Annotated in this window: 10 protein-coding genes and 1 pseudogene; 5 read left to right on the forward strand and 6 right to left on the reverse strand. The window is 63.1% G+C overall.

The genetic code is table 11. The annotated features are described in order from the left end of the window. Positions 1 to 190: 190 nt before the first annotated feature. The 5 genes from AC1D05_RS05735 to AC1D05_RS05755 are packed head-to-tail and all read right to left on the reverse strand — an operon-like array spanning position 191 to position 9,715. Positions 191 to 2,374 carry a hypothetical protein gene (locus tag AC1D05_RS05735; RefSeq protein WP_477438998.1) on the reverse strand — a complete coding sequence of 728 codons (2,184 nt, stop codon included), beginning with the start codon at positions 2,372 to 2,374 and terminating at the stop codon, positions 191 to 193. Between the two features lie 59 nt (positions 2,375 to 2,433). Continuing rightward, entirely contained in the window at positions 2,434 to 3,891 is a 1,458-nt protein-coding gene (locus tag AC1D05_RS05740) for a glycosyltransferase (RefSeq protein ID WP_477439000.1), read from the reverse strand. Next, complete coding sequence (locus AC1D05_RS05745) at positions 3,888 to 4,970, reverse strand: tetratricopeptide repeat-containing glycosyltransferase (protein WP_477439002.1); 1,083 nt, start codon at positions 4,968 to 4,970, stop codon at positions 3,888 to 3,890. Before AC1D05_RS05745 ends, AC1D05_RS05740 begins: the two co-directional genes overlap by 4 nt. A 19-nt stretch (positions 4,971 to 4,989) precedes the next feature. Then, a complete protein-coding gene (locus AC1D05_RS05750) occupies positions 4,990 to 5,766 on the reverse strand; it encodes a DUF707 domain-containing protein (RefSeq protein WP_477439004.1) in 777 nt (258 codons plus the stop codon). A 43-nt stretch (positions 5,767 to 5,809) separates the two neighbouring features. Next, positions 5,810 to 9,715 carry a glycosyltransferase gene (locus AC1D05_RS05755; protein WP_477439006.1) on the reverse strand — a complete coding sequence of 1,302 codons (3,906 nt, stop codon included), beginning with the start codon at positions 9,713 to 9,715 and terminating at the stop codon, positions 5,810 to 5,812. A gap of 1,134 nt (positions 9,716 to 10,849) precedes the next feature. Here AC1D05_RS05755 and AC1D05_RS05760 point away from each other — a divergent pair. Continuing rightward, positions 10,850 to 11,164 (forward strand): hypothetical protein, encoded by a 315-nt coding sequence (locus tag AC1D05_RS05760; RefSeq protein ID WP_477439008.1) that lies wholly within the window; start codon positions 10,850 to 10,852, stop codon positions 11,162 to 11,164. Positions 11,165 to 11,255: 91 nt separating this feature from the next. Continuing rightward, a pseudogene (locus AC1D05_RS05765) lies at positions 11,256 to 11,705 on the forward strand (DUF4347 domain-containing protein); the annotation flags it as partial. A 413-nt stretch (positions 11,706 to 12,118) separates the two neighbouring features. On the opposite strand, the gene AC1D05_RS05770 reads toward AC1D05_RS05765, so the two are convergent. After that, entirely contained in the window at positions 12,119 to 14,788 is a 2,670-nt protein-coding gene (locus tag AC1D05_RS05770) for a hypothetical protein (protein ID WP_477439010.1), read from the reverse strand. A gap of 304 nt (positions 14,789 to 15,092) precedes the next feature. On the opposite strand from AC1D05_RS05770, the gene AC1D05_RS05775 reads away from it, so the two are divergent. The 3 genes from AC1D05_RS05775 (at position 15,093) to AC1D05_RS05785 (ending at position 24,366) form a co-directional block, all read left to right on the forward strand. Next, complete coding sequence (locus AC1D05_RS05775; RefSeq protein ID WP_477439151.1) at positions 15,093 to 15,272, forward strand: hypothetical protein; 180 nt, start codon at positions 15,093 to 15,095, stop codon at positions 15,270 to 15,272. A gap of 531 nt (positions 15,273 to 15,803) precedes the next feature. Beyond that, positions 15,804 to 16,802, forward strand: coding sequence for a DUF4347 domain-containing protein (locus AC1D05_RS05780; protein ID WP_477439012.1), 999 nt, complete (start codon positions 15,804 to 15,806; stop codon positions 16,800 to 16,802). Between the two features lie 109 nt (positions 16,803 to 16,911). Beyond that, complete coding sequence (locus AC1D05_RS05785; protein ID WP_477439014.1) at positions 16,912 to 24,366, forward strand: DUF4347 domain-containing protein; 7,455 nt, start codon at positions 16,912 to 16,914, stop codon at positions 24,364 to 24,366. Positions 24,367 to 24,537 lie beyond the last annotated feature (171 nt).

A 24,537-nucleotide genomic window follows, 5' to 3' on the forward strand; every position in this document is an offset into this window, starting at 1 on the left:
GACTTGATCTGTCGCGCGCGGAAGCACGCGACCCCAATCGCCGGCGAGTTCGATCGGGGCGCTGAGGAGGGAGGCGCCGAAGGATTGAGGCGCGGCACCACGACTCAAACCTAGACTCCCCGAAAACGTCGCAAGCGCCACGATTGATCCCAAACGAAGCGCGCATTCGCGCCTATTCATATCGAGTTTCCTATAGGGTTTGGCTTGTGGACCACGGCTTTCGGAGCCAAGGACCATCCAGGTCTCCGCTTTGTGTTGGAAAGTTTGGTGCGCTTGCGTACGCTGTCAATCTGGACCTTAGCACCAACTCTCCCTCGAGAGAGAGGAGCAGCTCTATGAGGTTTTCCTTGAGATCCGTACCAAATGTGCATCCCACATCCGCATGAACAACGGGATGATAGTCGAGTATGCCTACTAAGGCACCTGTCATGGAGGCATCCAAAAACAAAGCGTCACTGCGATATGGTTCCGGGATCAGCTGCCTTAGGTCAGTAGCGGATTGAGCGCTCGTAATACAAATTGCGGCACCAAGTCCTGCCACGCGGCTTAACGAGTCCAGAGAATGCCGGAGCTTTTCAAGCTCCGAATGCTCGTTTCCGAGCAAGAAATGGATGAGCGGTCGAAAAAGTGAGAAATCGCTCTGAGCTTCTGTGCCGCTGTCGAATATTTTTAGTCGCTCGGGAATGATTTGCCCGAGAGCCGGATTGCATGGCTCAAAGACGAGTTGCGGGCGCCTCTCGATCAGTTTCAGCGCAGCTGGCCCGAACGCGACCTTGCGACGGAATGCAATTGCTCCTGGCGCAAGCGATGCCGCCAGCGCGCTCGACTCAGCAGGGCGCTCTCTGCCAAAGTCGATCGGCTGCGCAGCAAGCGAGTATACCCGTCGATCGGCGTGGCTGAGCCAAGAGTAACGGCGCAGAAGCGTTAAACCTTCGATCGTGTCCGCTCTAACCAGTTGGTAGCGCTCCCACTCCCGACACCAATCTTTTGGGCGAACAAAACCATCCAGGTCCGATCCCAGATAATGGTCACCGGTACGGATGCCGACACTGCCGTCGGAAAAAGTCTCAATATCGCAATCAAAGCTTGTGGGGGTCACGTGCGTTGTGGCGTCGTTGTCAGCCGTCCCAACCGACAGCTGGCGAACCTCCCCAGGAGACTTTCCTTGCGCCAACAATCGGCCCTTCTGACCCGCCAATTCAATCGCAAGGCTCCACGGAGCGATACCAAAAGGTGCGTGGCGAACCCGTCGGAGATCGGTATCAAAGAATACTACGGTATCATGATGAGTAATGAGGTAATACTGATCTGACAAAGCCGGCACGTTCTCGGCTAGGAGTGAAGCGTCGGCATCGAAAGCGTCGGCGGTGGCGTTGCTGGCAACCCCGGCGTGGTAACGGCCGGACTCATCGGAGCTTCCCTGTCTCTCATCGTCCAGATCGTCAGCGGTAATTGCGATTGAATTTGCGATGCTCCAGCGGCCTTCTTGCCCCAGTTCTCCAGCGCCGACGAACATCCGATCCATCCGAACCTTACCCAGAGCCGAGCGCGGATTGTCGGCATAGTTATTCGGCATGTGCCATACCCACGCAAAGGCCGGAACTGTGTCGGTTTTCTGATAAACTGGCGTAACGTATCGACTTTGGAAGGGCGCCGGGACATTTTCCAAGCACAGCCCCATAGCTGCCCGCTCCGCCACACCCCATGGACATACTGCCCCGCTTGCCTGTCGGTCGAATGAGGGCGACTGGACATATTCCGCAGCGAGTTCAAGATCAAGGATGAACAGGGGATTGTAGGGGTTCGGCATGTTCACCAGCACCATGTCACCAAGTACAACATGGGATTGAACTGGCACGTAAACAGGCCAAAAAACGTCGCTGCCGGTGAAGCCGCCAAGGGCTTTACTGTATTCCACCCGAACGAAGGACGGCAGTAGCCCGAATCCGCGGAGCGCCTCACGGTATTCGACGAAATAGCAAAAATTGAGGAAGCTAAGGCGAATGTCATTCTCGAGATAGATGAAATGCGTATAGCGACCGTGATTCTCATGAACGAACTCCGTGGCGATAATCGTCTTGTGACACCACGTCAGATCCCAGCCGTCGGCCAAGTCACCGTAACTGCGGACAGACACCTCGTCCTGCGGCAACGTCTCTCTGCAAAGGCGATTGAGTAGGCTCAATTCATCTTTGTGGAGCGTGTTCGTTACGACTATGACATCCATCGCGGCCACCGGATATTCCGCCAGCGAACGCAGGACTTCCGCTAGATAGCCAAGGCGTGATCGATTGAAGTGAAAAGTAATAGCGCAAAGGATACGGGCCGCCTGCGCATTTCTTTCAGAAATTATATGGGTGGGCCAAACACGCAAACGCGACAATCCTTCTGGTTAATTTCTAGCGGAATTCTCCATATTCGACTGATAATAATTTATAGTCTTGCTGATTCTATCAGGTCAACCCATTCAAGAATTGAATATTTCCAATCGAATTTTCGAGCGGCTTCCTGGATCGAACAGCATTTATCTACAAAAGCGGCCGAATTATCCTTGTAGTGTCGTAGAGTAGCCGTGGTAAAGCTCTTGAACTTGTCGGGCTCCACCGGTGCAACGATACCACCCCCTTGATAAGCCTTGAGCGGGAAATGCCCTACTGGCGTGCCAATCACAAGCCGTCCGGCGGCTGCCGCTTCCATGACAGGTAACTGAGCAGCCTCGCTGATTGAACTGGTTACCACAGCGTCAACCGACTTGTAGAAACTGGGCATATCGTGAAAGGAGGTTTGATTTCCGGTTGAACCCGCGACTTTGAAGGCGAGGCCGGCATCCAGCGTGGCTGCTTCCGCGAGATCGCCACGTTTCCACTCGACGCCATAAGTCTTGACGGACATGGAGGAGGCGTAACCAACCGTAGTCAGGCGCTCGGGGACGTTGGAATAGAATTCATCGTAGTTAATGCCTAGCGACGCAACCATTGGGGCGCGCGACACACCCCGCATCATTGACGCACAATATACGTACTCACTCACCACTCCATAGTTTGCAAATTTCTCGAAAACATCGCTCCCCTTCTGTTCACTCAACATTCGGATGTCGAATTCATGATGTGAAATGGCGATGATCTTTTCGTACGGAATGCCATAGGCGCCGACCAGCGTGGAGATCCCGTCGGGAGCTGCGATAATAAGATCATAATAAAGGAGAACCGGTCTAATGTATTCATAGTTGTCGATTTGCCAGTCAATTATGTCTACTATATAGCCTTGTTCGTGCAAATGTCTGCACAAGTCATAATATACGCGCCCATGCGACCATTTCGTGTATCCGTAGATTAGGATCTTTCTTGCCCGTGGTTGCCTATTTGCGTTCATCCGTATTGAAGGATGAACAATATAGCTCTCAATCCCTCTTCGATCGAAGGCGAGGTCGCTGGAGCGCCAAGCGTTGCCAGGTTCGAGCCCAGGTTTCTCAGTGCACCAGCTCTCCGAGGCGATGAATAGCTCCCAAGTGCTGCAAACGGCAGCGCAGAGCCTCATTTGGCCGTCAGGTGTGGCCGACAAGAAGAGACCGCCTGATTTCAGCGTCAGCAGACCACGCTCTAGCGGTATCAACTCGAATGTCGTGGGATCAACCGCCGGATTTTCGCGCCGCGACTGTGGAATGGTAAAGCAGGTTTCAGGATAGCAGGCAATCGACTGGTGTGAACCGTTGACGACATAGGTCAACTGACCCAGACGGCTGCCTCCGGAACTCGCGCCCGACTCAAAAAAAACGTTCGCCGGACTGCTCTCAACAGCGCCATGTCGCAACTCACCGGTGAACGGCTCGACATAAAGGACGGTGCCGAACACCGTGAACAGACGCGCAGGTTGCAAAGGCGAACCGCTCATGTGCCTGCCCGTAAGCTGTCTCGGCGACCAATGAAGAAATCGAGATTATCCTTCAGCCGCTGGTTGGCCGGGTCGAGCTCAACGGCCCTTTGCCCCCACTCAACCGCCCGGTCCATGGCATTGAGGCGCCACGACGCGATCGCACCGAGATCATACAATCGAAAGCCCCAGCAGTTCGCGTCGTCCAGGTAGCTCCCGGTGCGGTATGTCTTCTCGATCCCATTGGTGCAGGTCCAGAACAGGTTCAGCCAGTCGGCCTTGCCATGGAATTCCTCTGCGAGATCGAGCCAGATCTCGCGCCGGTGCGGCGCTTCCATCCTGGCCTTGTCCAGCCAGGACAATTTCTGCTCCGGCCGCATGCGCGCGATGTAGCGCATCGCCTCGGAGCGTTCTTCCGCCCACTTGCTTGTCGGCAATGCAAGGTAGCGCTCAAGCAGTTGGACGGCCCGCTCTTGCTGGTTCGCCCACATCAAGTCCCGCCCTAGCCAGAAACAAATCTGCGCGTCGTCGGGGTCTTCCTTGTGTGCCACCTCCATCAGCGGCAGGTAGCTGCTCCTCGTTGGCTTGGCGAGATCCTGTACCTCGAACATGACGATGTCGCTGCTGTTCGCGGCGACTTCCGTTTCTCCAGTGAAGACCAGGGCTTCGTGGACTGGCCGCCTGAAGCGATATCCCCAGCGATGATGAAAGTTTTTCGCTGGCCAGTCGCGAAGCGGCGTCGGGTCGTTGACGCTCGCTCTGTAGACCGTCTGACAATACAGGGCTGTCGTCTCGGGCGTCCAGACAGCCTCGAGCTTTGGCCGCCAGCCGGGTTCGAGGAACCGGTCCATGTCCATCGTGCAGCACACATCGACATCGGATGGGATCAGTGCCATGGCGGCGTTGCGGGCATCGTCGAAACGCCATGGACGGACCGCTATCCTGTGCACGGTGACGCCGGCTGCAGTCAGCCGTTCCACCGTGTCGTCCGTACTGCCGGTGTCGGCGACAATGCGATAATCTGCGTCGACCGCCGATTTGGCCCAACGCTCCGCGTTTGCGGCCTCGTTCAACGCAATGGTGTAGACGGCTACTTTCACCAGAAACCTTCCATAGAATCTATGCGCGAAAGGAGTAAGTGCGGTAGACAAAACGTATTGGCCTAGCGATATATGGATTGGTATCAATCATGGTAAGAATTGACTTCATCTCTTCATAGGGGTCGATACCGATCGAGCGAAGATATGAGTAAAATGCACCCGTATCGTGATTGCTTACTTGGGTATGGCGCATCAGAAATTCGTCGACGATACCGGCAGTCCAGCGATCCGCGAGGTGATGACCCCAATATAGATCGAGTCCCCATCCCGAGATCGATAGGTCGAAGGAATGAAGCATCTCCTTCAGGAACGCGCGCCTGAAGAACGGGGCCATGACCTCGACCCAATTCGTGGTCCGGAGCTTGAGGCCAGGATGCTCGCGCGTCAGCCCCATCGCGTCGATACAATCCGGGGTCAAGGCGGGTTGAGCGAGATCAAGCGAATACTCATCGCAAATGGCAAAAAACGCATCAGGATTGAAGAGAATTTCTATATCGTCATCAAGGAATAAGACTCCCTCGTAGATGTCATGAAGCCCTGTAACCTCGAAGAACCGTTTAGCTCCATGCATCTTTGATCGGCCGCCGGCAAAAACAATTTCGGCCCTATTTCGAAGAATATCATCCGGGTGTGGCGTGGCGTAGTAGTTTACGGCGAGGTCGTACTGGCGCTCCTCTTGCGGAATCTCGGAAAAAAAGGAAGGGCGGCGCTTCGATCCGGCTCGTATCAGAATCAGATAGCGCCTTGGGTCAGGCGGGACGGACAGCAGCTGAATATCGTTCGAATTCTCAAACATTCAATTTGGTCCGATGCGGCAACGAGGGTTCTCGCTACGATTTTTACCGAAGGTGCCCTGTTCCTGCGCGCTTTCGTATGGCCACGAGGCCACCCAGCAGCTTGGCTCTATTCAACTCATAGTGGCTGTCGAAGAACAGAATCTCGGCGAACTGATCGGCAAGCGCGCTCACCCCCAGCGGATCGATCGAGCGCGCACTGCCGTGCTGCTGGATTTCCCTCAGCAGGGTCTTCGTCAGCGTGATCTTGGCGGCATCCTCGCCGGGCGGCTGCCAGTCGAGGTCTTCGAGAAAATACCAACCGTCTTCGGCGAGCAGCGGGAAGAACTCGCGCAGCGTCAGCTGCTCATCGAACGAGGCGTGGCTGCCGTCGTCGATGATCACGTCGAGCGATCCCAGCTCAAGCTTCGCGGCAACACGGCGCAGGTCGTCGAGCTTGGACTGGTCGCCTACGAACGACTTGAACCGTTCATTGTTGAGCCGCGAAAAATCCGTTAGGTCGACACCGATCACCTGGCAAAACGGAAAATAGCTCTGCCACAGTGAGACGGATGGGGTCTCGGTCTGGTTGCCCTCGGCCAAACCACGGCACAGGCCGATCTCCATCAGCCGCTGCATGGACAAGCGCCGGGGCGATAGCAGGCGATCGTAGATCCTCGCATAGCAGTGACGGTTGCCGGTGTGCCGGTTCTTGTCGGTGTTGAAGCGGTCGGCAAGGCTTGTGAAGCTTGGGAGGCTGTCAAGCGGGCTGATCAGCAGCGAAATCAGCGGCGCCCCTTCGCCGCCCGGCCGGGCCTCGTTGCGTGCCGTCCACAGATGGATGCCGTATACACGGTCATCGTTCAGATAGTCGGCCAATTCCCCAATCGGCTTCTCGAACCGGTCGATCTCATTCCAATCGATGGTGTTGAAGAACATCGGGCTGAACACCCAGTCCCGCAGTTCGGCTCCGGCATCGGAGGCAATGTAGTCCGACAGCAGCTTGGGGCCGATGTCTCCGAATTCCTTGCCGCTGGTGTCATGGAAGCGCGAGATCGACATCTCGTAAAGCGCCCTGAGGTGGCGGCTGTAGGGCCTGGCATAGATGACGTTGCCGCAGACAAAATGACCTTTGTGCGATCCGCGCCATTGCAGATTGAAGAAATGATCGCCGCGAAACGGGAACGGCCGCAGCAGGATGACGTCTGAATCCATCCATAGCCCGCCATGCTCGTAGAGCAGGGCGTAGCGGAAGATATCGCTGAAATACCTGATCTCGGAGCCGGCGATGATCCGCTCGAACAAGGCCCGCGGCATGACGTCGTCGGCATTGCGGACTTCGATCCCGTGCGGGACGAGGAATTCGAGCTTTTCCGGTGCATAGCTCCATACCCGCACCGGATGCCCTGCCGCCCGCATCGACGTCGTGGCGGCAATCAAGGTGCGATGCTCGGCCTTGTCGGACATCACCTGGTAGAAGCAGTTGATCTGCGGAAGCGCGGTGTCGTCGCTGCCAAGGAAGGGAGAAATCCGCGCGTCGAACTGGCGCGATCCTTCCCGTCGTTGCAGCGGAGAATCGACGTCGCGCAGAAACGGCGCGAGTTCATGAAGGATTTCGTCTGTCGACTTGATGCCGCTGGCGCCGAGGTCCTTGCCTTCCGACGCCGTCTGGCTGGCATCACCCATGGCCCCATCGTCTTCAGCGCGGTCAGGCTTGATCCCTGCTTTCGTTGGCGGGCTGCTGTGCCCACCGGCCGGCGTCAGCCTCGACGCTGTATCAGCCACACCCGATGGCAGGCCATTCACGTCCTCCAGCAGCGACCTCACCTCCGCCTCGTCGACGGTGGCGATCCAGGACTCGCTGTCGGTGACGCTGTAGGATATCAGCAAACGCCTTTCGTCGGGGTGCCACGCCAGCCCGGCAGCGAACTCGACGCCCTTTTTGTCGAAGAAGAACGGACGACTTACTTTTCGCAAGGCGTTGGCTTCATCGAACCAGACGAACCGGTGCAGGTAATAACGCCGCTTCTCCGCGGTCCGCCACTGGACTTCATGAATCAAGGCGAGCCATCCGCCGGCGAATGCGATCAGCTGGGTTCCACCCCTGAAACTCTGGGCGGCAATCGCGGGAGGAGTCTCGCTGAGCGTCGCGCCCTGCTCGTCCACAATCCGGGTGGGGTCGCAGAGGTAGATGAACTGCAGCGTCTCTGCCCCTGCCCCCGTGCTGCCGGGCTTTACTTGCGGCATCCAATTCTTCTCGTGCACCCGCTGTCCTGCCGGATGGAGCACGCGCCAGTCAGTCAGCCGGCAGGCGCCACTCTCGTCGATGCGCGCGACGACCTGCTCGCACCAGCCCTCCTCTGTCAGCTCGCGTACGCATGAGACGCCCCACAGCGCATCGCGCCAAGCGAACAGGCGCATGTCCTCGAATCCGAGAACCCGGCCATTAGCGGGGTCTGGCATGTCAACTGGCGGCAAAATCTCGCTTGCGGACTGGATGGCAAGTTCATCGCTCAATCGGAGCAGGAAATTGCGCGTGTGAACCGGAGCTCCGCCCGGCGTGTCGTATTGCAGGTTGTCTTCGGCCAGGGTGTAGTTAACCGTCCGCTGCAAGAGCACGATCTGGTCGCCCAATCGAGCTACTGATGGGTTTGACGACCGATAGCCATCGGGCGCGTCGAAGCCGACCGGACGCGCGCTGAAGGACGGCATCATTGTCTTGGCTGGCTGGACATAGAAGAACAGGTTGGACCATGCCAGTTCCCTCGGTCCGTCGTCGATTGTCCGGTTCAGCGCCAGCCAGTTGCAGGCCGCGAAACCACGGTCCTTGCGTACGGGGTCGCGCGCATAGTTTGCCGCGATCGCAAACTCCTCCAGCAGGCCCGTTGTATAGATGTAATCCTCGATAAACAGGATGTCCTGCTCCGGTCGCTTGATTGCCAGCCCCGCTTCGGAGAACAGCACGCTGGTGTGGTTCATCCCCTTGTCGCGGTAGAACCTGGCCAGGTCATAGAGCGGCTCGGCACGTTGCGGTCGTTGATTGAAAGCGGCAAGCGCCTGCTCAATGAAGCCAGGCTCGTCGCCGAGTTTGCGCAGGCAGCGAGCCCCTTGCAGGCGGGCATTCCACGCCTCCTCATCCCAGCCGCCCATGGCGGCGCGTTTGGCGTAGGCCACCGCGGCCTCCGCCGTCCGCCCGGCGTCACGATAGGATTGCGCCAGGTAAAACCAGTAGCGCTGATTTTCCGGATCCTTCTCGAGGGCCTCGAGCAAAAGCCTGGCATCACGTTCGAATTTGTCGACGCGGTTCGATCCGCTGGCGTGGTCCTTGTACCAGGCGCCGCGCAGTTCCTGCACACCCTCGGGCACGTCGAGATATTCGTGGGTCACGCCGTAGTAGCGCGCGCCGGCGTCGCGCCTGACCAGGCGCGTATTCCAATAGGCGAGGCCCGAATCCGACCGCTGCAGCAGCCGGTAGCCCGAACTGTCGAGCTGCTCTCGGAAACCCGCGTCCTCGACCATCAACTCCATGTCGGCGTCGTCAAACAACAGATAGTCGTAGGCGAGTGGCGAGGCATAGGCGTGATCGAGTGCCACGTTGCGCGCCTGCTCGAAATTGTGGAATGGAAATTCGTGCAGCTCGCCCGGCAGGTTGCGGGCAGCGAAGAACGATTTGATGAAATCCTGGGTCCCATCGGTCGAGCCGGTATCACCGATGACCCAGCAGTCGATGTGGTCGACAACCGCCCCGAGACAGCGTTGAAGGTTCGCCATCTCGTTTTTGACGATCATGTTGAGGCAGAGTCGCTTGCCGTTTGTCATTCGTGCTCCATCGACCCTCAACATGACTGTTGGTGATGGGGACGGTTGGCGTGCCGCCTCACCTTGCGGGATCCGCTTCGATGCGGATTTGCCAGGCTTCGATCGCTCATACATTTCCCCCCGCAGTCGCCACCCTTTTGCCGGTCCGGCCACCGGAACAGCCTATATTCCTAAAGTCCGATCATTCCTTCTCACGGATCGTGCAGGTCGTCCTCTGGAAACCGCGCTTAACCTTATCCATCGTGGTTAGCAGCCAGCCGTCGCGGCAGCATGCGCGGCAACCACTATCGTGAAAGGATCGTGTTCGAATTGCAACCGCCGGCATTTACCGCTCCGTCCGGTTTAGGCTGTGCATTCCGCCGCCATTTGCAGGCTGCCGTCAAGGTTGAGACACCCACATCCGCCGACACGTTGCCAACCTGTGCGACATCGTCTGTACGCGCCATAGTCGGTGCGTTTGCATGGACGACGCGGACCTTCAACTGAAGGCTGATGCCGGCAGGATTCGAGGCGGGACCGTTAAGTATATGATTTTCAGAACGATTTTTTCCATCTGGCCCGCCGGTATTGCTCCAACGCCGTTATCCTGTTTTCAGCTAATTTAGAAGTTACTTAATTAATAGTTTACAACTTCCTAATTTTAGAATTTACTAAAATGCTGTACCGAGGGGCGCCTGTGGATTGGACGGCCGCGTGCCTGAAATTCCGCGAAAGCGTCTCAGGGAGTTGAGTTAGAGGGTCTGGGTTATCAGGGCCGTTTGGCAGTTTGGAGGGTGCGTCCATGGGCGCGCCACTCTTAAGTTGTGCCTAGATTTCCGCTTTGGAGGCGGACGGCTGCCCCTTCCCTCGAGAGTTATCGCCGAGACGTCAGCGTCACGGCAATGGGAGTGGGGTTTGTGAATCTGGTTGTGTCGCGTGCGCAACGTAAGCGCCGTGCAGGAGGCGTCAGAGCCGATTGCGCGGATGGGCCGACCGGCGCGCCTCGGCGCCGCGCTTCCGAACTCTTTTTCGTTGATGCCTCGGCATCCGATCTTGGCACGATCTTCCAAAACCCGAGGCAGGACGACGAGGTCGATCTCGCGTCGGTCGGCCGGGCACGCTGGCCGGCTTTGGCGGGCTGCTGCGGAGCCGCGCGGCGGGCTCCGGCGCGGCCGCAACGAATTTCATCGATGCACTGTCGCATTCAACTCAAGCACCCGATGCCAGCGATCTCGTCCGGCCGCGGGCACTCGGCAGCAAATGGAAATTGACTGCGCGGCACAGTTGCCGCCGACCAAGGAGGATAAGATGAGCTACATAGCAGGGTTTGCGGTCATGGAAGTTGCCGTCAGAGGCGTCTTGCCCATCGGCGACACGACCGAAAATGTGCCTTATTTAATCCTTGACACCGCCAAGAGCGCCATCGTCGGTCAGGTCATTCTTCCCAACGCCGTCAAGCGAAGCCTCGCCGTCGCTGTCACCGTCAAGGTTCCGGCCGCAGCCGGCTCATTGGCGATTGGCACGTTTGACGATGCCGGGACTTTCCAGGTCTGCAGCTTCCTCCGCGTAGAGAGCCCCACTGTTGCGCGTCCCGACGACGCCGTCGGGCCGTCTGGGCGATGACTGCGCCCAAGCTCCTTCTCCTGACCGCTCGCCGGCCAAGCCGATGGGCGGTTTTCCCTTGAATCGAATTCGAAGCCAACAGGAGCCAGTCATGGCCCGTGCCTCTGAAATTCTCTTTGTCGATCCTTCAGTCTCCGACCTCGCGACGGTTCTCGGCAATCTGAGGCCAGAAGTTCGGGCTGTCATGCTGGACGGCCGCCGGCCGGCGGTGCAGCAGATCGCTGCCGCGCTCGCAGGACACGAAAACCTCGATGCGATCCATATTATGGCGCACGGCGCACCTGGCCGGGTTAGCTTCGCGGCAGGAGAATGGTCGGCCGCCACACTGAAGGAAGAGGCTGAGGATCTTGCCGCAATCGGCAGGGCACTTGCCGCGGACGGCGAGCTGAGGCTGTGGAGCTGCGAGACCGCTTGGGGCCACTCGGGCAACGCGTTCGTCGAGGCTTTGGAAGAGGCTGTCGGCGCGGATGTATGCGCGTCCAGGTCATTGGTTGGAGCAGCGGCGCTGGGCGGCGCTTGGGAACTGTCAGCACGCGCGAGCGCGCCGACGCCCCTACCGCCGCTCACCCCAGATGGAGTCGCAAGTTACTCCGGAGTTCTTGAAACTGGCAATCTTACACTAAAAGGTACGATACAGAACAATGGTAACAGCTCAGCCGTTAATACCTATTATCTGGTAGATACATTTAACGGCTTGAACGTAGTTGTTGGTAGCTTTGTAATTCCATCTGCTACAAATAGCGGTAAAGCTCTTGCATTCGCGGTTACCATAACAATTCCAGATACAACTCATACTTATATAATTTACAATGACAATTTCAATGTAGTTGGAACACTTTCGCCTCCGCTAGTTCAAGACCCTCTTCATCCCACTTATAATTTCGACGGCGGCGCCGCCAATGGCGCTAACAACAATACGTTTGTTACAGGGTCTCTGACCCTCACGAGCCAGGGTCAAGTGGGCCCAACTGGTCCCACAGGCGCAACCGGAGCGACTGGTGCAACCGGCTCGACCGGAGCCACGGGCTCTACAGGCGCGACCGGCTCTACTGGCGCAAGCGGCTCGTCGGGTGCAACTGGCTCGACCGGCGCAACAGGTGCGACTGGGGCAACGGGCGCGACAGGAGCCACAGGCTCAACTGGCGCGAGCGGCTCGTCGGGTGCGACTGGCTCGACCGGCGCCACGGGTGCGACGGGCGCGACCGGAGCGAGCGGTGCAACCGGCTCTACTGGCGCGACCGGCTCATCGGGTGCGACTGGTTCGACCGGAGCCACGGGTTCGACCGGCGCGACCGGCGCGACCGGAGCCACAGGTGCGACCGGCTCCACTGGCGCGACCGGAGCCACAGGTGCGACCGGCGATACGGGTGCCACAGGTTCGTCCGGCGCCACAGGTTCGACCGGAGCGACCGGAGCGAGCGGTGCAACCGGCTCCACTGGCGCGACCGGAGCCACAGGTGCGACCGGCGATACGGGAGCGACAGGTTCTACTGGTGCAACCGGCTCTACTGGTGCGACTGGTTCGACTGGTGCAACAGGCTCGACTGGTGCGACTGGTTCGACCGGAGCAACAGGCTCGACTGGCGCCACGGGTGATACCGGCGCGACTGGCTCGACAGGTGCGACCGGTTCGACCGGGGCAACCGGCTCGACAGGTGCCACTGGCTCAACCGGAGCGACTGGTTCGACCGGTGCAACCGGATCGACGGGCGCCACGGGTGATACCGGCGCGACCGGCTCGACCGGTGCGACCGGTTCGACCGGGGCAACCGGCTCGACAGGTGCCACTGGCTCAACCGGAGCGACTGGTTCGACCGGTGCAACCGGATCGACGGGCGCCACGGGTGATACCGGCGCGACCGGTGCGACCGGTGCGACCGGGGCAACAGGCTCAACCGGAGCCACCGGCTCGACTGGAGCAACCGGCTCGACCGGAGCAACTGGTTCAACCGGAGCAACTGGCTCGACTGGAGCAACAGGCTCGACCGGAGCAACCGGCTCAACCGGAGCCACTGGTGCCACTGGCTCGACTGGTGCAACCGGGGCCACTGGCGCAACAGGCTCGACCGGCGCCACTGGTTCGACCGGAGCGACAGGATCGACCGGTGCTACTGGCTCGACCGGCGCCACTGGTTCGACGGGAGCGACAGGCTCGACCGGGGCAACTGGTTCAACCGGAGCAACTGGCTCGACCGGAGCAACCGGCTCGACCGGAGCAACCGGCTCAACCGGAGCCACTGGTGCCACTGGCTCGACTGGTGCAACCGGGGCCACTGGCGCAACAGGCTCGACCGGCGCCACTGGTTCGACCGGAGCGACAGGATCGACCGGTGCTACTGGCTCGACCGGCGCCACTGGTTCGACGGGAGCGACAGGCTCGACCGGGGCAACTGGTTCGACGGGTGCAACGGGTTCGACCGGCGCAACCGGCTCGACCGGCGCCACTGGTTCGACCGGAGCGACAGGATCGACCGGTGCTACTGGCTCGACCGGTGCGACCGGTGCGACTGGTGCAACGGGTTCGACCGGCGCAACAGGCTCGACCGGGGCAACCGGCTCGACCGGGGCAACCGGTTCGACAGGTGCCACTGGATCGACCGGCTCGACGGGTGCAACGGGTTCGACCGGCGCAACAGGCTCGACCGGAGCTACTGGTTCGACCGGCGCAACTGGATCGACTGGCGCCACTGGTTCGACCGGAGCAACGGGCTCGACCGGTGCTACTGGTTCGACCGGGGCAACTGGCTCGACCGGAGCAACTGGATCGACTGGTGCAACCGGATCGACTGGCGCCACTGGTTCGACCGGAGCAACGGGCTCGACCGGTGCTACCGGCTCGACAGGGGCAACTGGTTCGACAGGTGCAACAGGCTCGACCGGAGCGACCGGCTCGACAGGTGCCACCGGCTCGACAGGCGCCACCGGCTCGACCGGAGCAACAGGCTCGACCGGAGCAACAGGCTCGACAGGTGCAACAGGCTCGACCGGCGCAACCGGCTCGACCGGTGCCACTGGCTCGACCGGGGCAACCGGCTCGACCGGTTCGACTGGTGCGACCGGCTCGACCGGAGCAACCGGATCGACTGGCGCAACGGGCTCGACTGGAGCAACTGGTTCGACCGGTGCGACTGGCTCGACTGGAGCAACTGGTTCGACCGGTGCGACGGGCTCGACTGGTGCAACTGGCTCGACGGGCGCCACGGGCGATACCGGCGCGACTGGTTCGACCGGAGCAACCGGATCGACCGGGGCAACTGGCTCGACCGGAGCAACCGGTGCGACCGGCGCCACCGGCTCGACCGGAGCGACAGGCTCTACTGGTGCGACCGGTGCAACCGGCTCCACTGGTGCCACGGGCGATACCGGAGCAACCGGCGCGACCGGTGCAACCGGATCGACAGGGGCAACTGGCTCGACCGGCGCCACGGGTGATACCGGCGCGACTGGTGCGACCGGTGCAACAGGCTCCACTGGTGCCACGGGCGATACCGGAGCCACCGGCTCGACCGGCGCAACAGGTTCGACCGGAGCCACCGGCTCGACCGGTGCCACAGGCTCGACTGGTGCCACAGGTTCGACTGGTGCGACCGGCTCAACCGGAGCTACCGGCTCGACTGGTGCCACGGGAGCGACTGGTGCAACAGGCTCGCTAGGTCCGACAGGCCCGACCGGAGGAACCGGTTCGGACGGTGGTGGTACTGGTGGTCATGGCAATAACGGCTTTGGCAATGGAGATCAGGATGCACCTGGTGGTTCCGGGAACAATAACAATGGCGAAAACGGCCCTGGTCACAAAGCCAACGTCACGGCCAATACGCTCGGGCTCAAGGACACGGCGCAATTCCTGCAGTCCGGCTCGACTGACGGCGGCGGCGGTTCCGGCGGCCATGCGTCGGTCCGCAACCTGATCGGCCTTGCGGCGACTTCGGTGTCGTCAGACCTGCTGAACGTCCTCAAGACGGTTAGCGGATCTGGTGGCAACCAGAACAAGCCGGCTGGTGCGAGCACGGATCTCACCTCGGACCTGAGCAAGCCTGGCGCCGGCTACGCCAGCAACGACCACACGGCCAAGACCTCCATCAAGGATCTCTTGAAGCCGCACGAGTGAGCAGGAACGGAGTACGGACCAGGTTCGGTCCAAGTTGAAAAAATGAGGCGCGCGGACTTCGCTGGAAAGCGGTCCGCGCGTTTCCCGTTATTCTTTCCGCCTCTGGCGATGACGACTGTTGGCGGATTGGCGGGAACTGAAGCGAAGCCGCCAAGCCTGCTGTTTTCAAAACAATTCGCGCCGTTTTGGCCCTTCGATATTGACCAGGCTTCGCGGCCTTGGTCTTGGCCATTTACCAGTTCCCCACTTAATAGTTTACAAATCGCTAATTTTCGAATTTACTAATATACGGCATGAGGGGGGTCCGCAGGTCTGACGGTCGGGTGGCCGGAAATCTGCGAGAGTTGGGTGAAGGGGTTCTAGGGCCGTAAAGCCACATCGCGGATTTGTGAAAAGGCGCGCATTTGAGGTGCGCCTTGAAAGCCGCATGTACGTTTGCCCGTCGGCGGAGGCGGACAGGTTTCCCGTTCTGGAGTTCCCCTCGCGTGTTGACGCCGATCCGTCGGCGCGACCGGTTGGTAGGGGTGTGTAGTGGGTAGAGTGACATTGCGAGAGGTCGGGCGCGGAGCCAATTCCGGCGTCGATAGGCTGGCTGCACCATGGCGGCCATGGGCTGCCGCAACCGGCGACCGGCCGCTGGCCCGCTTCGACCTCCCCGAAAATCACGACGCCCGTCCTGCCCGCGCGCTCGACCCGGCCACGCCCGGCGTCGCCAGTTTTCAGCTTGAAACCAACCGACAGGATCTCGCCATGGCCACCGAACTCGTCTTCGTCGATGCCTCGGTATCCGATCTCGGCACGCTTCTTGGCAATTTGAGGCCGGAGGTCGAGGCGATCGTGCTCGACGCCAAGCGCCCGGCCGCGCGCCAGATGGCGCTGGCGCTCGAAGGCCGCGACGGTCTCGATGCCGTGCACATCATCGCCCACGGCGCCCCTGGTCGCGTGAACTTCGCGGCGGGTGAATGGTCGGCCGAGACGCTGGACGACGATGAGCTTGATCTCGCAGTGATCGGCCAGGCGCTGGGCGGATTTGGCGAGCTGCTTTTGTGGAGTTGCAACGCCGGCGCCGGTGTCACCGGAACGAATTTCATCGATGCGCTGTCGCGCGCGGTGGCAGCGCCGGTTGCGGCGGCGAACGACCTGGTCGGGTCGCCGGCGCTTGGCGGCGACTGGAAACTGAACATTCAAACAATGGACGCAGCGGCGCGGCCGCCGCTAACCCGGGGGGGCATCATGAGCTACGCAGCAGTTCTGGCGGCGATCGAGATCACCGTATCCGGCTTGGTCCCGAGCGGCTTGGCGGCCGGCTCGACGACATACTTCGTGGTGGACAGGGACCACGGCTCTATCGTCGGCAACATCAACCTGCCGAACATGGCGAACAGGGCCTTCCGGATCGCCATCAGGGTGCCCGGCGGATCGACGGGCCTCGACGTCGGCGTCTTCGACGAAGCCGGCAAGTTCACCTCGGCCGGCTTCACGGTGGATGTACCCGCGCCTCCATCCGGCGCCGTCGGGCCGAAGGGGTGATGTCATGCTGAACAACCCAGTTCCCTCCCATGGCCTGGTCGCCTCGCGGCCGGGCCTTGGTGCATCAACATGGCAAGCTTCGACCGAACACCCTCGGGGCGATCATGCGATGACGTCCGAAATCGTGTTCATCGATCCCGGCGTCAGCGATGTGCCGACCCTTCTGGCCGGGCTGCGGCCCGGCGTGCAGCCGGTGCTCCTCAATGCTGCGCAGCCCGCGGCCGCGCAGATGGCGGCGGCGCTGGCCGGCCGACGGGGTCTGGCGGCAGTGCACATCATCGCCCATGGCTCGCCGGGGCGGGTGAATTTCAGCTCCGGCGCCTGGTCGATCGATACCCTTGAAGACACAGCGGACGACCTTGCGGCGATAGGCAGGGCGCTGAGCGCCAAAGGCGATCTCAGACTTTGGAGCTGCGAGACGGGCAAGAGCAGGGCGGGCGAGGCGTTTGTCGCGGCGCTGGAGGAGGCGGCAAGCGCTTGCGTTGCGGCATCACGGACTTTCGTGGGGACGCGCTCTGCCGCCCTGAACTGGGAACTGGCGCTTCGCGGCACCGTTTCAGCAGAACCGCCACTGACCGCCGTAGGAATTAGCCAGTATGCCGCTTCGCTTGCTGACGATTACATTGAGTTCTCAGGAACTATCGGCAACGGTGCCAGTCAACTTTTAGGTGGAGACTACTATGTTGTAACAGGAACATCACCAAACCAGGTAATAGTTGGTCAATTTACTATAGGTGCCTTCGCCAAAAGCTTTGACTTGATTGTGCCGGTGTCGATTGCTATTGGTACCTCTTATACCCTGGTTGACAGTACCGGCGCTACGGTAGGAACAGGCCGTTATACTGCTAGCGCGATTCAGAGTAACGTCGGCGCGACGGGTGCCACCGGCGCCACGGGCTCAACCGGAGCCACTGGTTCAACCGGCGCTACGGGTTCGACCGGCGCCACGGGTTCGACTGGCGCCACGGGCGCCACCGGCGCTACAGGTTCGACCGGCGCCACGGGTTCGACTGGCGCCACGGGCGCCACCGGCGCCACGGGTTCGACTGGCGCCACGGGCGCCACCGGCGCTACAGGTTCGACCGGCGCCACGGGTTCGACTGGCGCCACGGGTGCCACCGGCGCAACAGGTGCGACCGGCGCTACGGGTTCGACTGGCGCCACGGGTGCCACCGGCGCAACAGGTGCGACCGGCGCTACGGGTTCGACTGGCGCCACCGGCGCTACAGGTTCGACCGGCGCCACGGGTTCAACCGGCGCCACGGGTTCGACTGGAGCAACAGGCGCAACCGGAGCAACAGGCGCGACCGGTGCAACCGGATCGACTGGAGCTACCGGTGCTACCGGTGCAACCGGCGCCACAGGCTCGACGGGCGCAACTGGAGCCACAGGAGCGACCGGTGATACCGGCGCCACAGGCTCGACTGGAGCCACAGGTTCAACCGGAGCCACAGGTTCGACTGGCGCAACCGGTGATACAGGCGCCACGGGCGCCACAGGTTCGACCGGCGCAACTGGTGCCACAGGCGCAACCGGCGATACGGGTGCGACGGGCTCGACCGGAGCAACCGGAGCCACCGGCGATACGGGCGCCACGGGTTCGACCGGAGCAACCGGTGCCACGGGTGCGACCGGCGATACGGGCGCCACGGGTTCGACCGGAGCAACCGGTGCCACGGGTGCGACCGGCGATACGGGTGCCACGGGTTCGACCGGCGCAACCGGAGCCACGGGTTCGACCGGTGCCACGGGTGCGACCGGCGATACGGGTGTCACGGGTTCGACCGGTGCAACCGGAGCCACTGGCGCGACCGGCGATACCGGCGCCACGGGTGCGACTGGCGCAACCGGCGCCACGGGTGCGACCGGCGATACCGGTGCCACAGGTTCGACTGGAGCAACCGGTGCCACAGGTGCGACCGGCGATACCGGCGCCACAGGCTCGACCGGAGCAACCGGTGCCACAGGCTCGACCGGCGATACAGGTGCCACCGGCTCGACTGGAGCAACCGGCGCCACGGGCGCAACTGGCTCGACTGGAGCAACCGGCGCCACAGGTGCAACCGGCGATACCGGTGCCACAGGCTCGACTGGAGCTACCGGAGCCACAGGCGCGACCGGCGATACCGGTGCCACGGGTTCGACCGGAGCAACCGGCGCCACGGGTGCGACAGGCGATACCGGAGCGACTGGCTCGACCGGAGCAACCGGTGCCACAGGCGCGACCGGCGATACGGGCGCCACAGGTTCGACTGGAGCAACCGGTGCCACAGGTGCGACCGGCGATACGGGTGCCACAGGTTCAACTGGAGCAACTGGAGCTACCGGAGCCACGGGCGCAACCGGCGATACCGGAGCGACAGGTTCGACCGGAGCAACCGGCGCCACCGGCGCGACTGGTGATACGGGCGCCACGGGTTCGACCGGAGCAACCGGTGCCACAGGCGCAACCGGCGATACCGGAGCGACGGGTTCAACTGGCGCAACCGGCTCGACCGGGGCAACCGGCGCCACGGGTGCGACCGGTGATACGGGCGCCACCGGCTCAACCGGAGCAACCGGTGCCACTGGCGCGACCGGCGATACGGGTGCCACTGGCTCGACCGGAGCAACCGGCGCCACGGGTGCCACCGGCGATACGGGTGCCACGGGCTCGACTGGTGCAACCGGCGCCACGGGTGCGACCGGCGATACCGGCGCCACGGGTTCGACCGGAGCAACCGGTGCCACTGGTGCGACTGGCGATACGGGCGCCACGGGTTCGACCGGAGCAACCGGTGCCACAGGTGCGACCGGCGATACCGGAGCCACGGGTTCGACCGGAGCAACCGGTGCCACAGGCGCGACCGGCGATACCGGCGCAACAGGCTCAACCGGAGCAACCGGTGCGACCGGCGCCACGGGTGCAACAGGCTCAACCGGTGCGACCGGAGCCACTGGCGCGACTGGCGATACGGGTGCCACCGGTTCGACTGGTGCTACCGGAGCCACAGGCGCGACCGGCGATACCGGAGCCACGGGTTCGACCGGAGCAACCGGAGCCACTGGCGCGACTGGTGATACGGGCGCCACCGGCTCGACCGGAGCAACCGGTGCCACAGGCGCGACTGGCGATACCGGAGCCACAGGTTCGACTGGAGCAACCGGTGCCACAGGCGCGACCGGCGATACCGGCGCAACCGGTTCAACCGGAGCAACCGGAGCCACAGGTGCGACTGGCGATACGGGTGCCACGGGTTCAACTGGAGCAACCGGTGCCACTGGCGCGACCGGCGATACGGGTGCCACGGGCTCGACCGGAGCCACAGGAGCGACCGGCGATACCGGTGCCACGGGTTCGACTGGTGCAACCGGCGCCACAGGCGCGACCGGCGATACCGGAGCCACGGGTTCGACTGGAGCAACCGGTGCCACAGGCGCGACCGGCGATACCGGCGCAACAGGCTCGACTGGAGCAACCGGTGCCACAGGTGCGACTGGCGATACCGGAGCCACGGGTTCGACCGGAGCAACCGGAGCCACAGGTGCGACCGGTGATACCGGCGCCACCGGCTCGACTGGAGCAACCGGAGCCACAGGCGCAACCGGCGATACCGGAGCCACGGGTTCGACTGGCGCTACCGGAGCCACAGGCGCGACCGGCGATACCGGAGCCACGGGTTCGACCGGAGCTACCGGAGCCACAGGCGCGACCGGCGATACCGGCGCCACCGGCTCGACTGGAGCAACTGGAGCCACTGGTGCGACCGGTGATACCGGTGCCACAGGCTCGACTGGAGCAACCGGCTCGACCGGAGCAACTGGATCCACAGGTGCGACCGGCGATACGGGCGCCACGGGCTCAACCGGAGCAACCGGTGCCACTGGCGCGACTGGCGATACCGGCGCCACGGGTTCGACCGGAGCAACCGGTGCCACTGGCGCGACCGGCGATACCGGCTCCACAGGCGCAACCGGAGCCACAGGTGCGACCGGCGATACCGGCGCAACGGGTTCAACCGGAGCTACCGGTGCCACAGGTGCCACCGGCGATACGGGCGCCACGGGTTCGACCGGGGCAACCGGAGCCACAGGTACAACTGGTGATACCGGCGCCACGGGTTCGACCGGAGCAACCGGTGCCACTGGTGCGACTGGCGATACCGGAGCCACGGGTTCGACCGGAGCAACCGGAGCCACTGGTGCGACCGGTGATACCGGTGCCACAGGCTCGACTGGAGCAACCGGCTCGACCGGAGCAACCGGAGCCACTGGCGCGACCGGCGATACCGGCGCCACGGGCTCGACCGGAGCAACCGGTGCCACTGGCGCGACCGGCGATACGGGTGCCACGGGTTCGACTGGCGCAACCGGTGCCACTGGCGCGACCGGCGATACGGGCGCAACAGGCTCGACTGGAGCAACCGGTGCCACCGGTGCAACCGGCGATACCGGCGCTACGGGTTCGACCGGAGCAACCGGTGCCACGGGTGCGACCGGGGATACTGGAGCAACAGGTTCGACCGGAGCAACCGGCGCCACAGGTGCCACCGGCGATACGGGCGCCACGGGTTCGACAGGAGCAACTGGTGCGACGGGTGCCACTGGCTCGACCGGAGCAACCGGTGCCACGGGTTCGACCGGAGCAACCGGCGCCACAGGTGCGACCGGCGATACCGGAGCCACGGGTTCGACCGGAGCAACTGGTGCCACAGGCGCGACCGGCGATACCGGGGCCACGGGCTCGACCGGAGCGACCGGCGCCACAGGCGCAACCGGCGATACGGGTGCCACCGGCTCGACCGGTGCAACCGGCGCCACAGGTGCCACCGGCGATACCGGCGCCACGGGCTCAACCGGAGCAACCGGCGATACGGGTGCAACAGGTTCGACTGGAGCAACCGGCGCCACAGGTGCCACCGGCGATACGGGCGCCACTGGTTCGACCGGTGCAACCGGCGCCACAGGCGCGACCGGTGATACCGGCGCCACGGGTTCGACTGGAGCAACCGGAGCCACAGGTGCGACCGGCGATACCGGAGCCACGGGTTCGACTGGAGCAACCGGCGCCACAGGCGCGACCGGCGATACCGGCGCCACGGGTTCAACTGGAGCAACCGGCGCCACAGGTGCCACCGGCGATACGGGTGCCACGGGCTCGACCGGAGCAACCGGCGCCACAGGTGCAACTGGTGACACGGGCGCCACGGGCTCGACCGGAGCAACCGGCGCCACAGGCGCGACCGGCGATACAGGCGCAACAGGCGCAACAGGCTCAACTGGAGCAACCGGTGCCACAGGTGCAACCGGCGATACGGGCGCCACGGGCTCGACTGGTGCTACCGGAGCCACTGGTGCGACTGGCGATACCGGCGCCACGGGTTCGACCGGAGCAACCGGTGCCACAGGCGCGACCGGCGATGCGGGCGCCACGGGTTCGACTGGAGCCACTGGAGCCACTGGTGCGACCGGCGATACGGGCGCCACGGGTTCGACTGGAGCAACTGGAGCCACTGGTGCGACCGGGGATACTGGAGCAACAGGTTCGACCGGAGCAACCGGAGCCACAGGTGCGACGGGCGATACCGGTGCAACAGGCTCCACAGGAGCAACCGGAGCCACAGGTGCGACCGGCGATACCGGCGCCACAGGTTCGACTGGCGCAACCGGAGCCACAGGAGCGACCGGCGATACCGGCGCCACGGGTTCGACTGGAGCAACCGGCGCCACAGGTGCAACTGGTGATACCGGCGCCACGGGTTCGACTGGAGCCACCGGAGCCACAGGCGCCACCGGCGATACCGGCGCCACGGGCTCGACCGGAGCAACCGGCGCCACAGGTGCGACCGGTGATACAGGCGCCACAGGTTCGACTGGAGCCACTGGAGCCACAGGTGCGACCGGCGATACCGGCGCAACGGGTTCAACCGGAGCAACCGGTGCCACAGGCGCGACCGGTGATACCGGCGCCACGGGCTCGACTGGAGCTACCGGCGCCACCGGCGCGACTGGTGATACCGGAGCGACGGGTTCGACCGGAGCAACCGGTGCCACAGGCGCGACTGGCGATACGGGCGCCACCGGCTCGACTGGAGCAACCGGCTCGACCGGAGCAACCGGCGATACGGGTGCCACGGGCTCGACCGGAGCAACCGGAGCCACAGGCGCAACCGGTGATACCGGAGCCACGGGCTCAACCGGAGCAACCGGCGCCACAGGCGCAACCGGCGATACGGGTGCCACGGGCTCGACCGGAGCAACCGGAGCCACAGGCGCAACCGGTGATACCGGAGCCACGGGTTCGACTGGTGCAACTGGTGCGACGGGTGCCACTGGCTCGACCGGAGCAACCGGTGCCACGGGCGCGACCGGCGATACAGGCGCCACGGGTTCGACTGGCGCAACCGGATCGACCGGCGCAACCGGTGCCACAGGTTCGACTGGAGCAACCGGTGCCACTGGTGCGACTGGTGCCACGGGTTCGACCGGTGCCACAGGTTCAACGGGCGCAACCGGCGCAGCCGGAGCCACGGGCTCCACTGGTGCCACGGGTTCGACTGGTGCAACCGGATCGACCGGAGCAACCGGCGCCACAGGTTCAACTGGCAGTACCGGAGCAACGGGCTCTACTGGTACCACGGGTGCTACTGGCTCGACCGGGCCGAAGGGCGCCACGGGTGCGACTGGCGCCACGGGCTCGACGGGAGCAACCGGGCCGAAGGGCGATACCGGGCCTAAGGGCGCCACGGGCGCGACTGGCGCCACTGGCTCGACCGGAGCAACCGGACCGAAAGGCGATACCGGGCCGAAGGGCGACACCGGACCCAAGGGCGCCACGGGTGCAACCGGCGCCACGGGTTCGACCGGAGCAACCGGACCGAAGGGCGATACCGGGCCCAAGGGCGACACCGGACCCAAGGGCGCCACGGGTGCAACCGGCGCCACGGGCTCGACCGGAGCAACCGGGCCCAAGGGCGATACCGGGCCCAAGGGCGCCACGGGTGCGACTGGCGCAACAGGTTCGACCGGAGCGACCGGACCCAAGGGCGATACCGGGCCGAAGGGCGATACCGGACCCAAGGGCGCCACGGGTGCAACCGGCGCCACGGGCTCGACCGGAGCAACCGGGCCCAAGGGCGATACCGGGCCGAAGGGCGATACCGGGCCGAAGGGCGCGACGGGTCCGACCGGCCCAACCGGTCCGACTGGACCCTCGAGCGGTCATCACGACTCGGTTGTCGCTTCGACCACAACCCTGGCAACGACGACCCAGAAGACCACCAATGTCACGACCGACTCGCTCGGCTTGAAGGACACCGGGCAATTCCTGCAGTCGGGCTCGCCCGGCAATGGCAGCAGCGGCCTGCCGTCGCTACACCACCTGATCGGCCTGGCGGCCGGTTCGGTGACGACCGATCTCCTGAATATCCTCAATACGATCAAGGGATTTGGTCAGAACCTGAACAAGCCGTCGGGCGCGAGTACGGACCAGACCTTGGATGTGGCCAAGCACGGTACCGGCTATGCCAGTACCGACCACACCGCCAAGACGACCCTGAAGGATCTTCTGAAGCCGCATGAGTGAGCAAGCATCCTGGCGACAGCCCGCCAAAGGGAAACGCGCGAACGTCGCGGGAGAGCGAGGTTCGCGCGTTAGACATGCCGGGAGACGGGTTGGCATGAGAGTCGCGCGGTCGATCAATTCGGAGTACAATGGCGGCATGATCGAAAACCTCGGCAGAGGCACCTCGGCCCG

Source organism: Mesorhizobium sp. P2_E9, assembly GCF_056403815.1.